Source organism: Streptomyces sp. NPDC093261 (assembly GCF_044753645.1).
Classification (GTDB): domain Bacteria; phylum Actinomycetota; class Actinomycetes; order Streptomycetales; family Streptomycetaceae; genus Streptomyces.
Genome location: NZ_JBIVNO010000003.1, coordinates 161720 through 176621 on the forward strand (window position 1 = coordinate 161720; position 14902 = coordinate 176621).

Consider the following 14902-nt stretch of genomic DNA (forward strand, 5'->3'; position numbering starts at 1 on the left):
CGTTGTCAACGCCAGCCGGTCTTGATCGTGGCGAAGGCCCCCGTGTGTGTGAAGGTGTCGAATCCTCACCGCGCGCAGGCCCTCGTGTCCCACCGTAATGTCCGGCCGGCCGTTCACGGCAGGCGGCTGCTCGTCGGTGGGCAGGGCGGGCCGCCGGGGAGTCGGCCGGGGTCTGCACCGCGTGGTGTCCCCCTGCGCGTCATGCGAGGACGCGGGACAGGAAGTCCCGGATGTGCTCGGTGATGGTCTCGATGTGACTCCCCGGGGCGAAGTGCCCGGAGTCGAGCAGATGGATCTCTGCGTCGGGCAGGTCCCGGCCGAAGGCCGTGGCGCCGTCGGGGCCGAAGATCTCGTCGTTGGCGCCCCAGACCGCCGGCAGCGGCACCCGGGCGTATGAAGGCCAGGCGTCGCTATCAGCGCTCCCGCGGGACCTCAGCCGAGTGACGCCGCAGCCGAGTGACGCCGCAGCCGAGTGACACCTCCGGCGGCGCTTTCGCCGCGGCCTCGCACCCCGCACAGCCGCCACCTCCCACCCCGCACAGCCGCCGCCTCGCGCCATGCACAACCCAACCCCTCGCGCCATGCACAATATGAAGGGTCCGCATGATGAATGGCCGCCCGGGAAAGCGAATGGCTCGGCCTTTCGCTCCCGTTCCTCCGTTCGAAAGAATCCCTGGAGTCCCCCTCTGGCCGGCCACCCCGCAGGAGGTCCGCTATGGCGACGCTGTTGTCCGTCAATGTGGGAATGCCGAGGGACGTCTCCTGGCAGGGCAGGACCGTCCACACCGGGGCCTGGAAATCCCCCGTGCGGGGACCCCGGATGGTGCGGCGGCTGAATATCGAGGGGGACGGTCAAGGTGATCTGGCCGGTCACGGCGGTGACATTCGTGCCGTTCTCGTCTACCAGGTGCAGTCCTACCGGTACTGGCGGAGGCAACTCGGCCGTGACGACCTGACGTTCGGCATCTTCGGGGAGAATTTCACCGTCGACGGCCTGCCCGACGACGAGGTGTGCATCGGCGACCGTTATCGCATCGGTGAGGCCGAGTTCGAGGTCACCCAGCCGCGCGTGACCTGTTACCGCGTCGGCATGCGCCTGGGCGAACCCGCCATGGCCGCCCTGCTGGTCGCCCACCACCGCCCCGGCTTCTACCTGCGCGTCCTCACCGAGGGACGCGTCCAGGCCGGTGACGAGATCACCCTGATCCGCAAGGGTCCCGAAGAACTCAGTGTCGCCGACACCGACGCGCTGCTCTACCTCCCCGACCGCGACCCCGCGAAGCTGCGCAAAGCACTGAACATCCCGGCCCTCAGCCCCGGATGGCAGCAGTCCTTCCGCGAACTCGCCGCCGCCCGGCAGCCCGAACAGGAACCGGGATGGCCGGGTGAACGCGCGGCCACCCAGCAGCCCAGAGAAGAGCCGGCCTGGCCGGGCTTCAAGGCCATGCGCGTCGCCCGCATCGTCCCCGAGACCCCCACCGTCTTGTCGCTCTACCTCGACACCACCGACGACACGCCCCTGCCCGAGGCTCGCGCCGGCCAGTACCTCTCCCTCCGCCTCGCACTCGGCGAAGCGGCCCCTGTGGTACGCAGCTACTCCCTGTCCTGCGCACCCACCGCCTTCACCTACCGCATCAGCGTCAAACGCGAGCCCCACGGGAAGGTCAGCGGCTGGATCCACACCTCGCTGCGCCCCGGGGACCTCGTGGACGTCGCCGGCCCGCGCGGAACGTTCGTACTCGGCGAGGGCACCCGCCCGGTCGTCCTCATCTCCGCGGGGATCGGCGCCACTCCCGTGCTCGCCATGCTCCACCAGCTCGCCGCCGTACGGGACACCCGCCTCATCTGGTGGATCCACACCGCCCACGACCGCGCCCACCACGCCTTCGCGGACGAGGCCCGGGGCCTCCTGGCACAGCTCCCCCACGGCCACGAGCACATCTACTACACCGGCGAAGCCGCCCCCGGTCCCGACGAGCCCCGCATCACCCGGGGCCGCCCGAACGCCGCCTCGCTCGCGGCCGAGGGCATTCCCCCCGACGCCGACGCCTACCTGTGCGGACCGACCGCCTTCATGGACGACCTCGGTGGGTTTCTGCGGGATCAGGGTCTGCGTCCCGAGCGGATCCACACCGAACGGTTCAGCGCACTGCCCGCCATCAATCCCGGCGTATCGCCCACGGCGGCGGTCCGGCCCCACCAGCCGCCCGGTCCGCCGGGCACCGGTCCCCTCATCACCTTCGCCCGCAGCGGCGTCATCACCCCCTGGTCACCCGCTCACGCGTCACTCCTGGAACTCGCCGAGGCCTGCGACATCCCGACCCGCTGGTCCTGCCGCACCGGTGTCTGCCACACCTGCGTGACCCACCTGGTGTCGGGCGAGATCACTTACACCGTCCCGCCCCTCGAACTCCCCGAGGCCGGCACCGTCCTCGTCTGTTGCAGCGAACCGGCCACCGAGGTCGTTCTCGACCTCTAGGCCTCCAGCCCAGGACCGAGGGCGGCAGCCGCCGTGGGCGGTAATCGGTGAGTGGCGAGCGGTGAGTTGGGGGCGAGCCCGTGCGCGACGCGGCGCTCGGTACCGGTCCCTCCCCTCGTGGGGACCGGTACCGAACGGCGCGAATCGGCGGAAGGCCGGATCCGTGATCGGCGCGACAGCGGCGCCGGGAGTAGATCCCGGCTCCACGGATCGCTCCGGCTCCCGCGGCGGGACCGTCGCCACCGCCCCGTCACTGCGGCGGAGGCGACCGAGAACATACGCCGTGAGGTGTCTCTCGAACGCTGGTCCGTTGGCTTGTTCCGGACGATGCGCGTTGCTGCGCTGTGGGTCATGATCCTGCCAGCCGGTACGTCCCCCCGAGGAGGATCCGGTGCCAAACCGGCCGCTTCATCGCAGGTCAGCCTTATAGAGTGAGTTTTCCGGTCCGGATGTCCAGCTGCGGGGGAAGTAAGGAGTGGAGGCCTTGAGCTCCGATTCAGGGGCACGCTCAGCCTTCGCGGAACGTCTCGCGCTGTTGTACAGGGAGGCCGGCAATCCTCCCCTCAAGCGCGTGGCCGAAGCGGTCGACCGACTGCAGCGGGTCGACGAACGGGGGCGGCCCGTACGGGTGTCGGCGCAGCGGATCAGCGACTGGCGACGGGCCAGGAACGTGCCGGCCCAGTTCCCCGCGCTCGCGGCGGTGCTGCACATCCTGATACCCCAGGCGCGGCGCCTGCGGCCCGCTGCGGTGTCCAAGGGCCTGTACGACGTGGTCCAGTGGCAGCGTCTGTGGGAGCGGGCCGTGGCCGATCCGGTCAGCGAACGACCCGAGACAGCCGCAGAAGAGGAGGAGGGGCCTCCGGCCGAGGCTCCGGACGTCACCGGCGTGTGTCCGTACCGGGGTCTGGCCGCCTACCGGCGGCAGGACGCCTGGTGGTTCTTCGGCCGGGAGCGGTACACGGAGGCGCTCGTCGCCCAGCTCGGCGCGGCGGAGGAGACGGGTGGGCTGGTCATGCTCGTCGGCGCCTCGGGGGCGGGAAAATCGTCTCTGCTGAACGCCGGTCTGGTACCCGCCTTGCAGAACGGCGCGCTGGACGACGAGAGCAGCCGGGCGCGGGAGGTACTGCACCTCGTACCGGGAAGTGATCCCCTCGGGGAACTGGTCCGGCGGATTCCCGCACTCGCACCCGTGATCCCGGCCGCGAGGAGGGCCATTGCGCAGGACGCCCTTTCGCGCAACGCCGTTGCCCGGGACGGCGTTTCACGGAACGCCGTTGCGCAGGGCCCCGCCTCCGGGGAGACCGGCACTCCGCACTTCGCGCACGCGGTGCGGGAGGCCGTCGCGGCCTGGGCGTGCCGTGAGGCGCCTGCGGCCGCCCGTCCGGTCCTCATCGTGGACCAGTTCGAGGAGGCGTTCACCCTCTGCTCCGACGAGGCGGACAGGCGCACCTTCATCCAGCTGCTCCATGCCGCCTGCTCCCCGGCCGGCCCCGGCGAGCGGGCCCCGGCGCAGGTCCTCCTCGGCATACGCGCCGACTTCTACGAGCAGTGCCTGGACTACCCCGAACTGGCCGATGCACTGCAACACCGCCATATGCTGCTCGGACCGCTGACCGCCGCCGAGTTGCGCGACGCGGTGACGGGTCCGGCCAAGGCCGTAGGGCTCGAACTGGAGCCGGGACTGGCGGAGCTGATCGTCCGTGAGGTGTGCGCCGACGGCCCGCGCGGAACCCAGAACGCGGGGGTTCTGCCGCTTCTGTCCCACGCCCTGCTCGCCACCTGGCAGCGCCGGAAGGCGGGACGGCTGACACTGGCCGGCTATCGCGCTGCGGGCGGCATCCAGGGAGCGGTGGCGGCGACCGCCGAGCGGGCCTGGTCCGGCCTCGACCCGGCGGCGCGCACGGCCGCGCGGCTGCTGCTGCTCCGGCTGGTCCGCCTCGGGGAGGACACCCAGGCCACCCGTCGCCGGGGAACGCGGCGCCAGTTGGCACATGAGTCGACCGACCCCGGCAAGACGGAGGAGTCCCTCGAGGCACTGGTGCGGGCCCGGCTGGTGACACTCGACGCGGAGACCGTGGAGATCACCCATGAGGCGCTGCTCCACGCCTGGCCCCGGCTGCGCGACTGGATCGACGAGGACCGGAACGGCAACCTGCTGCGCCAGCGGCTGGAGGAGGACGGCAGGGCCTGGGACGCCTCGGACCGGGACAGCTCGCTGCTCTACCGGGGCTCCCGCCTCGAGCAGGCCCGCGCCTGGGCGAAGTCCGCCGGGGACACCTATCTGACCCGCAGCGCCGTGCAGTTCCTCGCCGCGTCGGTCAGGCTGCGCAAGCGTACGGTCCTGATCGCGCGCTCCGCGGTGGCGGCGCTGGTGGTGCTCGCGGTGCTCGCGGCCGGCTCGGCGGTGGTCGCGTGGCAGCAGCGGGACGACGCCGAGTTCGAGCAGGTCCTCGCGGAGGCGGACCGGGTCCAGCACACGGATCCGTCGCTGGCCGCCCAGCTCGACCTGGTGGCGCACGACCTGCGGCCGGGCGACAAGGGGACGTTCAGCAGGCTGATCTCGATCGTGAACGCTCCCCTGGCCACCCCCCTGCTCGGCCACCGCGGCGCCGTCTACCTCACCTCGTTCAGCCCTGACGGCAAGACACTGGCCACGGCCGGCTACGACCGGACCGTCCGCCTGTGGAACGTGGCCGACCGCAGCCGACCCGAGCCGCTGGGCAAGCCCCTCACCGGTCACACGAGCTGGGTGAGCAGTGCCGTCTTCAGCCCGGACGGACACACCCTTGCCAGTGCCGGGGACGACGGCACCATCCGGCTGTGGGACGTGACCGACCCGGCCCACCCCACCTCCCTCGGCAACCCCCTGACGGGCCACGAGGGCACGATCTACCTGGTCGCCTTCAGCCCGGACGGACACACGCTGGCCTCCGTCGGCGAGGAGCGCACCGTACGCCTGTGGAACGTGGCCGACCCGCGCCGGCCGAAGCCGCTCGGCTCGCTGGGCGGCCACACGGCCGCGGTGCGCTGCGTGGCGTTCAGCCCGGACGGGCGCACGCTCGCAACGGGCGGCGACGACCACACGATCCGGCTGTGGAACATGGCCGACCCACGCCATCCCAAGCCGCTGCCGAAGGTGCTCACCGGCCACACGGACCTGGTGCACTCGGTGGCCTTCAGCCCCGACGGGCGCACGCTCGCCAGCGGCAGCGCCGACGACACCATCCGGCTGTGGGACGTCTCCGTCCCGGCGCACGCGGCACCGATCGGCTCGCCGCTCACCGGCCACACGGGCCCCATCTGGTCCGTGGCCTTCAGCCCCGACGGCAGGCGGCTCGCCGCCGCCAGCGCGGACAGCACGGCGAGCCTGTGGAACGTCAGCGACCCCCACTGGCCCTCACAGGTCGGCGAGCCGCTCGCGGGCGGCAGCGGCGAGATGTACGCCCTCGGGTTCAGCCCGGACGGCCGTACGCTCGCCACCGGCAGCGGTGACAGCAAGGTCCGGCTGTGGTCGATCCCGACATCGGACATGACCGGCCGCAACGGGGTGTTCCGCCCGGACGGCAAGGTGCTCGCGACGGCGGCGAGCGACGGCAGGGTCCGGCTGTGGAACGTGGCGGCCCCCGGCCGGCCGAGGCTCATGGGCAGGCCTTTCATGCCCGCCGACGGCGGCCAGCGTTCACTGGTGTTCTCCCCCGACGGCCGCACGCTCGTGGTGCTGACCGACAAGGAGTCGGTGTACCTCTGGAACGTCGGCGATCCGGCCCGCCCGGTCTCCACCGGGCCGCGCCTGCCGCTGCGGACCCGGTTCATGGGGTCGTACGCACTGGCGTACAGCCCCGATGGACGGATCCTGGCCACCGCCTACGACCAGCGCACCATCCGGCTGTGGAACGTGAGCGACCCCTCCCATGCCGTCGCGCTCGGCAAGCCGCTCACCGCCCACCGGGGCTTCATCAACGCCCTGGCCTTCAGCCCGGACGGGCGCACGCTGGCCAGCGGCAGCGCGGACAGCACGATCCAGCTGTGGAACATGACCGATCCCGCGCATGTGGCCCCGCTCGGCCGGCCGCTCACGGAGCACTCCGGGCCCGTCAACGCGCTCGCCTACAGCCCCGACGGCCATACGCTGGCCAGCGGGAGCGACGACGACACCGTACGGCTGTGGAACGTCGGCGACCCCCGCGCGGCGACCGAGCTGGGCCCCCCGCTCACCGGGCACACGGAGGCGGTCACGTCCGTGACGTTCAGCAAGTCCGGCCAGACCCTGGCCACCGGCGGCAACGACAACACGGTCCGGCTCTGGGACGTCGCCCGGCCGGCGTCGCCCACCCCCATCGGCCAGTCGATGAGTCCCTACGCCAAGACGGGCAACTTCCTGTCCTTCAGCCCCAGCAGCCAGGTGCTCGGGGTGTCGAGCGGCGCCGACACGGTCCGGCTGTGGCCGCTGGACGCCGACGAGGCCATCCGGCACATCTGTTCGGTCACCCGGGGTGTGCTGACCCCGCAGCGATGGCACGAGTACCTGCCCCGGCTCTCGTACAAGCCGCCGTGCGGGCAGTGAGGAAGCGGGAGCGGACCAGAGCGGGTTCGAGGTGATCCCGCTCACAACTGCCCGCTACGGCCGAGCAGTCGGCTCCCGCCGCCCGAGCGGCGTTGTTAGGCTGGGCCTCAGCCCGATCGCTGGTGCATCCCCCGTCGCCAGCGGTCGGGCGCTTCCATGCCCGGGAGCGGGCGCCGTCGAGGACGTGATTCCCGGCGACCCGCGCGCTCCGCGCGGCAGGAACTCCTGAGGAGTCGTAGGCTGATCTTCGGCCGTCGGCCGGTCCCGCCCGCCGCCGCGCCAGGCCCCAGACCCCGGACCGGTGAGCGCCAGTGCCCAAGCCGTACGAAGCGATCGGGGACGGTCTCCGACGCCGCCCGCGCCTCGCGGTCGTCCGCGACAACGGGCGCCACCAGTGGGAGAAGAACCGTGCGCGCCGGCCCCTGGCGGAGCGGGCCCGGACCGGCGCCACCGAACACGACACCGGCCTGAGACGCCAGGACCTCGTGATCCGCGCCCGGTACCGCGAGATCGAGGCGCCCCGGAAGCTGGCGGAGGCGTTCGGGGTGCCCGAGGGCACCGCGCTCGTCGAACGCGCCTACCGGACGCGGTATGTGGCGGAGTCCGCCCCGTTCAGCCTGGTGACCTCGTACCTGGTCCGCGAACTGGTCGCCGGGAACCCCGATCTCCTGGACGAGCGGAACGAGCCCTGGCCCGGCAGCACCCAGAACCAGCTGTTCACGGTGGGCATCGAGGTGGACCGCGTCGAGGAACGGATCACCGCGCGCCCGCCGACGCCTCAGGAGACCGAGGAGCTGGAGCTGCCGCCGGGCACGTCGGTGATCCTCCTCCGGAAGACGTCATACGACATCGACGGCCGCGTGGTGGAGGTCTGTGACATCACGCTGCCCGGCGACCGCACGGAGCTGGTCTTCACCACAGCCCTGGACAGGTGGTGAGCGGGGCTCACCGGTCGAAGGGCAGCTCCAGCATCCGGATGGCGTTGCCGCGCAGCAGCTTGTACGTGATGTCGTCGGGCAGGCCGGCCACATGCTCCGCCGCCACTTCCCTGGTGTGCGGCCAGGTCGAGTCGACGTGCGGGTAGTCCGTCTCGAAGGTGGCGTTGTCCACGCCGACGGTCTCGATCGCCTCGATGCCGTGCCTGTCGCGGAAGAAGCAGCAGAAGATCTGCCGGTAGTAGTACGTCGACGGCGGCTCCGGGATCAGGTCCCTGACCCCGCCCCAGGCCCGGTGTTCCTCCCACACGTCGTCGGCGCGCTCCAGGGCGTAGGGGATCCAGCCCATCTGCCCCTCGCTGTAGGCGAGCTTGAGCCGGGGGAACTTCACGAGGACCCCGGAGAAGAGGAAGTCCATCATCGACGCCATCGCGTTGTTGAAGCTGAGCGACGCCTGGACGGCGGGCGGGGCGTCGGGGGACGCCGCCGGCATCTGCGACGACGACCCGATGTGCATGTTGACGACGGTCCCGGTCTCCTCGCAGGCCGCGAAGAACGGGTCCCAGTATCCGGAGTGGATCGACGGAAGGCCCAGACAGGTCGGGATCTCGCTGAAGGTCACGGCCCGGACGCCCCGTGCGGCGTTGCGCCGGATCTCCGCGACGGCCAGGCCGACGTCCCAGAGCGGTATCAGACACAGCGGGACCAGCCGCCCTCCGCTGTCGCCGCACCACTCCTCGACCATCCAGTCGTTGTAGGCGCGGACGCAGGCGAGCGCGACCTCCTTGTCACCGGCCTCCGCGAAGGTCTGTCCGCAGAAGCGCGGGAAGGTGGGGAAGCAGAGCGATGCCTCGACATGGTTGAGGTCCATGTCCCCGAGCCGGGCCTTCGGGTCCCAGCAGCCGCGGCGCATCTGCTCGCGGGTGATGCCGTCGAGGGTCATCTCGTCCCGGGAGAAGCCGACGGCCGCGATGATGCGCTTGTACGGGAACAGCACGCCCTCGTACTCCCACCAGTCGGTGATCTGGCCCTCCGGGTCGGTGGTGAACCGGTACTTGCCGCCGACGTACCGGAGACCGCCGATGCCGGCGGTGAGGGGCTTCGGTCCCCTGTCCCGGTACTTGGCCGGGAGCCACGTCCGGAAGAGGTGCGCGGGCTCGATCACATGGTCGTCCACGCTGATGACCTTGGGCAGGTCCTGGGTGCTGCCTTCCGTTCCCATCGCGTCTCCCCCTCACAATCTGACGAGGCGTCAGATTCAAGGTAGACGGCACCCACGGCGGGGGCAAGGGCCGCCGGGGCGCGGTCGGGCCCGGCTCATTCCTCGTCCGCGTCCGTCTCCGGGCCGCTCCGGCCGGGCTCCGGGAGTCGGGCCAGGTGCAGACGGGCGTGCAGGACGTCGCCGATGAACAGGTCGTAGACGAGCACCCCGACCACTGCGCCGACGAGGGGGCCGACGATGGGGATCCAGAAGTAGTCGCTGAACGATCCCGCGAGAGTCCCGGGCATCGCGAGGTCCTGCCAGCCCGCGAGCCAGGTGAACAGGCGGGGGCCGAAGTCACGGGCGGGGTTGATGGCATAGCCGGCGTTCGCACCGTAGGACATGCCGATGGCGGCGACCGCGAAGCCGATCACCAGGGGGCCGAGGTTGGCCTTCACCGCCGTGTTGCGCTGGTCGACGACCGCCACGATGAACATCACGAGAAAGGCCGTACCGACGATCTGATCCACGAGCGGGCCCCACGTGCCGCCTTGGTAGTAGGGCGCGGGGAACGTGCCGAAGATGGAGAAGGTGGCGAGGGTGTGCCCGTTCGTCTTCGGGCCCTTCATGGCCCGGTCCAAGGTGTTGATGGCGTCGTGGTAGACGCCGTACACGAGCGCGGCCCCGACGAATGCGCCGGCCAGCTGCGATGCCATGTACGGCACCACCTTGAGCCAGGAGAATCCACGGCGCAGCGCGAATGCCAGCGTCACCGCCGGATTGAGGTGTGCGCCGCTGACGCCGCCCGCCACGTAGACACCGAAGGTCACGGCGAGCGCCCAGCCCCAGGAGATCAGAAGCCAGTCACCGGCACTCAGGAAAAAGGTGGTGGGCCCGGCCGTACGGCCCGATCCCGGCAGCGCGGCGACCGCCGTGGCCACCACACCGCACCCGAAGGAGACGAGGACGCACGTCCCCAGGAATTCCGCCAGACATTCGCCGAAGAGGCCCCCTCGGCTCCTGAGCCGGGAGGGTTTCACCAGGGGTGGGATTTCCACGGCCATGACGGGCCCCCTCAGGGAATGGTCCGGCCCGTGGAGCCGATGCCACCCATCCGGGCCTGCCTATTCGGATGTGACGACCTCCGCATTCCTCGCACGGAGCACGGAAAGACGCTCAGCGGGAACATGCGCGGAGCGGAACGCGCACACCGCAGGAATGTGCACACAGCAGGAATGTGCACACAGCAGGAACACCATGAGTATGACGCACGGATTCACGGATCGCCGCCTCGTCCAGCACGATGACCCGTTCGGATGACACCGAATTGCGGACGGAGATCGGCGCCTTTCGGCGACCCCATTCGGAGTGAAAGGCCGCCGGGCGGTCCGAGGCTTCCGCGGGATTCCGGGTCAGGAACGCGCCGGGGCTCGTCCCGGCCGACGACCGTCCCCCGGATCACACGGCCCGCACCTCCGGCATCCCCGCCCCTGTGGAACCGGCCCGTCCCTAGGGCAGTCTTTCTCCTCGTGACAGGCGTTCCACAACAGAACGGGTCGAGCGACGCGGTCGCGCACATGGTGGTGTGCGGGGACGACGGACTCGCGCACCGGCTGGCCGCCGAGTTGCGGGGGGTGTACGACGAGCAGGTGACCCTTGTGGTGCCACCCGCCACACGGGTCGCCCGGCAGCCGGTGGTGGGCCGGGCCCGCGCCTCCGCCCTGCTCGACCGGGTCTCCGCCGCCGTCACGCGTGCGGCGGGCAACGGCAACGGCACGGACGGCCGTACCGCCGGTGCCCGTATCTCCCCGACGCCCGGCGCCGTACGGCTGCTGGAGGCACCGGAGGCCTCCGAGGCCGTGCTCGCCGAGGCGGGAGTCGAGCGGGCGACCGCCCTGGCGCTCGTCTATGACGACGACGAGACCAACATCCGCGCCGCACTCACCGCACGCCGCCTCAACCCGCGCCTCCGGCTCGTGCTGCGGCTCTACAACCGGCGGCTCGGGCAGCACATCGAGGCGCTCCTCGACCAGGCGGCGACGCTGGCCTCCGGCGGGACCGACGGGGAGGCCGAGCCCTTCGACGCGTCCACGACCGTCCTGTCCGACGCCGACACCGCCGCGCCCGCGCTGGCGGCGACGGCCGTGGCCGGCACCACCAAGGTGGTGCAGACCGACGGGCTGATGCTGCGGGCCGTGGAACGCCCGCCGTCGCGCCCCGGCGAGGTCGCCGACCCCGGACTGTGCACCCTGGCGCTGCTCTCGGCGACGGCGAGCGACCCCGCCGGCGCCGACGGCTCCGAGGGCAGCGGCGAGCAGGGGCCACAACTCCTGCCCGGTGAAGCGGCCGTCGCCGCGGCCACCGGACGCGGCACGGTCGTCCTGGAGACCGTCTCCTACGCGGGTCCCGCACTGCCCGCCGGACGCAGTGTCGTCCCCCTGGGCTCGCTGGTCTCAAGGCGGCTGCGCTGGTCGTTCGCGGGAATCGTGGGCTGTGTCGTCGCGCTGGCGATCGCGTCGATGGCGGTCACCGGGGAACCCCCGCTGCGCGCCACGTATCTGACGCTGCTCGATCTGTTCGCCATCAACAACCCGGCCATCGGGGAGCCCGCCGGGCGGCAGATCCTGCAACTGCTGTCCGGTCTCGTGGGGCTGTTGCTGCTGCCCGTGCTGGTGGCGGCCGTCCTCGAGGCGCTCGGCACCTTCCGCAGCGGGAGCGCGCTGCGCAGGCCGCCGCGCGGGCTGTCCGGCCATGTGGTGCTGCTCGGCGTCGGCAAGATCGGCACGCGGGTGCTCACCCGGCTGCGGGAACTGAAGATCCCCGTGGTGTGCGTGGAGGGCGATCCGGAGGCGCGCGGCCTCGCCACGGCCCGGCGGCTGCGGGTGCCGGTCGTGCTCGGCGACGTGACGCAGGAAGGCGTCCTGGAGGCCGCCAAGATCCACCGGGCGCACGCGCTGCTCGCGCTCACCAGCGCCGACACCACCAACCTCGAGGCGGTCCTCTACGCGCGTTCGCTGCGGCCCGACCTGCGGGTCGTCCTGCGTCTGTACGACGACGACTTCGCGACCGCCGTCTACCGCACCCTGCGCGCCGCCCATCCGCACGCCCTGACCCGCAGCCGCAGCGTGTCGCACCTGGCCGCGCCCGCGTTCGCCGGGGCCATGCTGGGCCGGCAGATCCTGGGGGCGATCCCCGTCGAACGGCGGGTGCTGCTGTTCGCCGCCGTGGACGTGGCCGGACATCCGCAGCTGGAGGGGCGGACGGTCGCGCAGGCCTTCCGGGCGGGGGCCTGGCGCGTGCTCGCCCTGGACACCGCGGCGCCCGGCGAACGGGACCTGGTGCCGGACCCCGAGACGGGCGGCCCGGGCCGCCCCTCGGGGCTGATCTGGGACCTGCCGCCCACTTATGTCCTGCGGCCGGAGGACCGGGTGGTCCTGGCCGCGACGCGCCGCGGCCTGGCGGACCTCCTGGGGCGCAGGCAGCGTCAGGGGGCGGGGGCGTAGGCGGACGGGCGCGTAGGCGGAGGGGCGCGCAGGCGGACGGGCGCGCAGGCGGGGGCTGGCGGGGACTGGGCGGCTGGGCGGCGGCACGCGGGGGCTGGGCGTCGGCAGGCGGGCGCTGGCGCGTAGGCCGAGCTTGTCCGGGGCGGTGGGCGGCACAGGGCGGGGACGCTCGGGTGCGGGGGCGGCGGCGGGCTGGTCTCGGCGGCCGGCTGGCTTCGGCAGCCGGCCGGCTTTCGGCGGCCGGCTGGCCTAGGAGGTGCGGTCGTGCCTGGTCAGGGCGTTTCCGCCAAGAGTTTTCCACAGGCTGAGGACCTCGTCGGCACGATGTCGCCCGCGCCAGGCACTATGGGGCCATGACTGAGAGCAACGGGTCCGCCTCGCCGGCGCGCGGCGAGGACATGCCGGACTGGGAGAAGCGCTTCCGGGCGCCGCGGGTGTCACTGCCGGACTGGGCGGAGGACGCACCGCACCGCGCGCTGTTCGTCTCCAACGCGACGGGGACGTACGAGTTGTACGCGTGGGACCGCACCACGGGCCAGCAGCGCCAGGTCACGGACCGGCCGAACGGCACGACGGACGGGGTGCTCTCACCGGACGGCGAGTGGATCTGGTGGTTCGACGACACGGACGGGGACGAGTTCGGCATCTGGAGACGTCAGCGGTTCACCCCCGGCGCCTCCGGCGCGGACTCCGGGCCCGACGAGCCGGCGGCACCCGGCCTGGAGCCGTCCTACCCGGCCGGGCTCACGATCGGGCGGGACGGGCGGACGGCGGTCGTGGGCCGCTCGACCGACGAGGACGGCTCGACGATCCATCTGGCACGGGCGGGCCAGGACCCGGTCGAGATCTACCGGCACCGCGAGTCGGCCGGGGTGGGCGGCCTCTCCCACGACGGTTCGCTGATCGCCATCGAGCACACCGAGCACGGCGACGCGATGCACTCGGCCCTGCGCGTGCTGCGGACGGACGGCTCTACGGTGGCGGAGCTGGACGACACCAAGGGCGGCAGGGTCGAGCTGGGCCTGGAGGCGCTGGGCTTCGCGCCCGTCGACGGGGACACCCGTCTGCTGGTCGGGCACCAGCGGCGCGGCCGGTGGGAGCCGCTGGTGTGGGACGTGGCCTCGGGCGAGGAGACGGACCTGGCGCTGGAGCTGCCGGGCGACGTGTCCGCGGAGTGGTATCCGGACGGCTCCGCTCTGCTGATCGTGCACAGCTTCGAGGCCCGCAGCGAACTCCTGCGGTACGACCTGGGAACCCGCGAGCTGGTGCGGGTGCCGACGCCGCCGGGCTCGGTGTCCGGCGCGACGGCGCGCCCCGACGGGACCGTGGAGTACCTGTGGTCGTCGGCGGCCGAACCGCCGGTGGTGCGGTCGACGTCGGGCAAGGTCGTGCTGGATCCGCCCGGAATGAAGTCCCCGGGGTCGGTACCCGTGGAGGACGTGTGGGTGGAGGGCCCGGGCGGCCGCATCCACGCGCTGGTGCAGAAGCCGGCCGGGGTGACCGGACCGCTGCCCACGGTGTTCGACATCCACGGCGGCCCCACCTGGCACGACAGCGACTCGTTCGCGGCGGGCCCGGCGGCCTGGGTGGACCACGGGTACGCGGTGGTGCGGGTCAACTACCGGGGTTCGACGGGGTACGGACGCGAGTGGACCGACGCCCTCAAGCACCGGGTCGGGCTGATCGAGCTGGAGGACATCGCGGCGGTACGGGAATGGGCGGTGTCGTCGGGGCTCGCGGACCCCGAGCGGCTGGTGCTGACCGGCGGCTCCTGGGGCGGGTATCTGACCCTGCTCGGGCTCGGCACCCAGCCGAACGCATGGACGATCGGAATCGCGGCGGTCCCGGTCGCGGACTATGTGACGGCGTACCACGACGAGATGGAGACACTGAAGGCGATGGACCGGACCCTGATGGGGGGTACGCCCGAGGAGGTGCCCGAGCGGTTCCAGGCGTCGTCGCCGATCACGTACGTCGACGCGGTGAAGGCGCCAGTGTACATCTCGGCGGGGGTGAACGACCCGCGCTGCCCGATCCGCCAGGTCGAGAACTACGTGGACCGGCTCGCCGCGCGGGACGCCGTGCACGAGGTGTACCGGTACGACGCGGGACACGGCTCCCTGGTGGTCGACGAGCGGATCAAGCAGGTGCGACTGGAGCTGGACTTCGCGGAGCGCCATCTGGGGAGATAAATCTGAAGAGCCGACGGCGTACGGGGGG

General features: G+C 72.0%; 7 protein-coding genes and 1 pseudogene. 5 read left to right on the forward strand and 3 right to left on the reverse strand.

The genetic code is table 11. The annotated features are described in order from the left end of the window. Positions 1–199: 199 nt before the first annotated feature. Positions 200–391 (reverse strand): annotated as a pseudogene (locus tag ACIP94_RS09875) (alpha/beta fold hydrolase); the annotation flags it as partial. A 324-nt stretch (positions 392–715) separates the two neighbouring features. Here ACIP94_RS09875 and ACIP94_RS09880 point away from each other — a divergent pair. The 3 genes from ACIP94_RS09880 (at position 716) to ACIP94_RS09890 (ending at position 7981) form a co-directional block, all read left to right on the forward strand. Continuing rightward, positions 716–2479 (forward strand): MOSC domain-containing protein, encoded by a 1764-nt coding sequence (locus tag ACIP94_RS09880; protein ID WP_402422114.1) that lies wholly within the window; start codon positions 716–718, stop codon positions 2477–2479. Between the two features lie 475 nt (positions 2480–2954). Then, positions 2955–7043 (forward strand): AAA family ATPase, encoded by a 4089-nt coding sequence (locus ACIP94_RS09885; protein WP_402422117.1) that lies wholly within the window; start codon positions 2955–2957, stop codon positions 7041–7043. A gap of 311 nt (positions 7044–7354) precedes the next feature. Further along, positions 7355–7981: a UTRA domain-containing protein gene (locus ACIP94_RS09890; protein WP_402422120.1), complete on the forward strand. Its 627-nt coding sequence runs from the start codon at positions 7355–7357 to the stop codon at positions 7979–7981. Positions 7982–7988: 7 nt separating this feature from the next. On the opposite strand, the gene ACIP94_RS09895 is transcribed toward ACIP94_RS09890, so the two are convergent. Continuing rightward, positions 7989–9200 carry an amidohydrolase family protein gene (locus ACIP94_RS09895; RefSeq protein WP_402422123.1) on the reverse strand — a complete coding sequence of 404 codons (1212 nt, stop codon included), beginning with the start codon at positions 9198–9200 and terminating at the stop codon, positions 7989–7991. A gap of 95 nt (positions 9201–9295) precedes the next feature. After that, the gene (locus ACIP94_RS09900) at positions 9296–10243 is read right to left on the reverse strand and encodes an MIP/aquaporin family protein (RefSeq protein ID WP_402422125.1); all 948 of its coding nucleotides are present in this window, start codon (positions 10241–10243) and stop codon (positions 9296–9298) included. 513 nt (positions 10244–10756) lie between these two features. Between ACIP94_RS09900 and ACIP94_RS09905 the strand changes: the two genes are divergently transcribed. Together ACIP94_RS09905 and ACIP94_RS09910 are read left to right on the forward strand one after the other, a co-directional pair. Continuing rightward, on the forward strand, positions 10757–12682 hold the full coding sequence (locus ACIP94_RS09905) for an NAD-binding protein (protein WP_402423040.1): 1926 nt from the start codon (positions 10757–10759) through the stop codon (positions 12680–12682). Between the two features lie 353 nt (positions 12683–13035). Continuing rightward, a complete protein-coding gene (locus ACIP94_RS09910) occupies positions 13036–14874 on the forward strand; it encodes a prolyl oligopeptidase family serine peptidase (RefSeq protein ID WP_402422128.1) in 1839 nt (612 codons plus the stop codon). Positions 14875–14902 lie beyond the last annotated feature (28 nt).

Coding starts and splice junctions, on each gene's coding strand:
- ACIP94_RS09905 (WP_402423040.1), top strand. CDS start 10,757: ATGGTGGTGTGCGGGGACGACGGACTCGCGCACCGGCTGGCCGCCGAG.
- ACIP94_RS09900 (WP_402422125.1), bottom strand. CDS start 10,243: ATGGCCGTGGAAATCCCACCCCTGGTGAAACCCTCCCGGCTCAGGAGC.
- ACIP94_RS09910 (WP_402422128.1), top strand. CDS start 13,036: ATGACTGAGAGCAACGGGTCCGCCTCGCCGGCGCGCGGCGAGGACATG.
- ACIP94_RS09880 (WP_402422114.1), top strand. CDS start 716: ATGGCGACGCTGTTGTCCGTCAATGTGGGAATGCCGAGGGACGTCTCC.
- ACIP94_RS09895 (WP_402422123.1), bottom strand. CDS start 9,200: ATGGGAACGGAAGGCAGCACCCAGGACCTGCCCAAGGTCATCAGCGTG.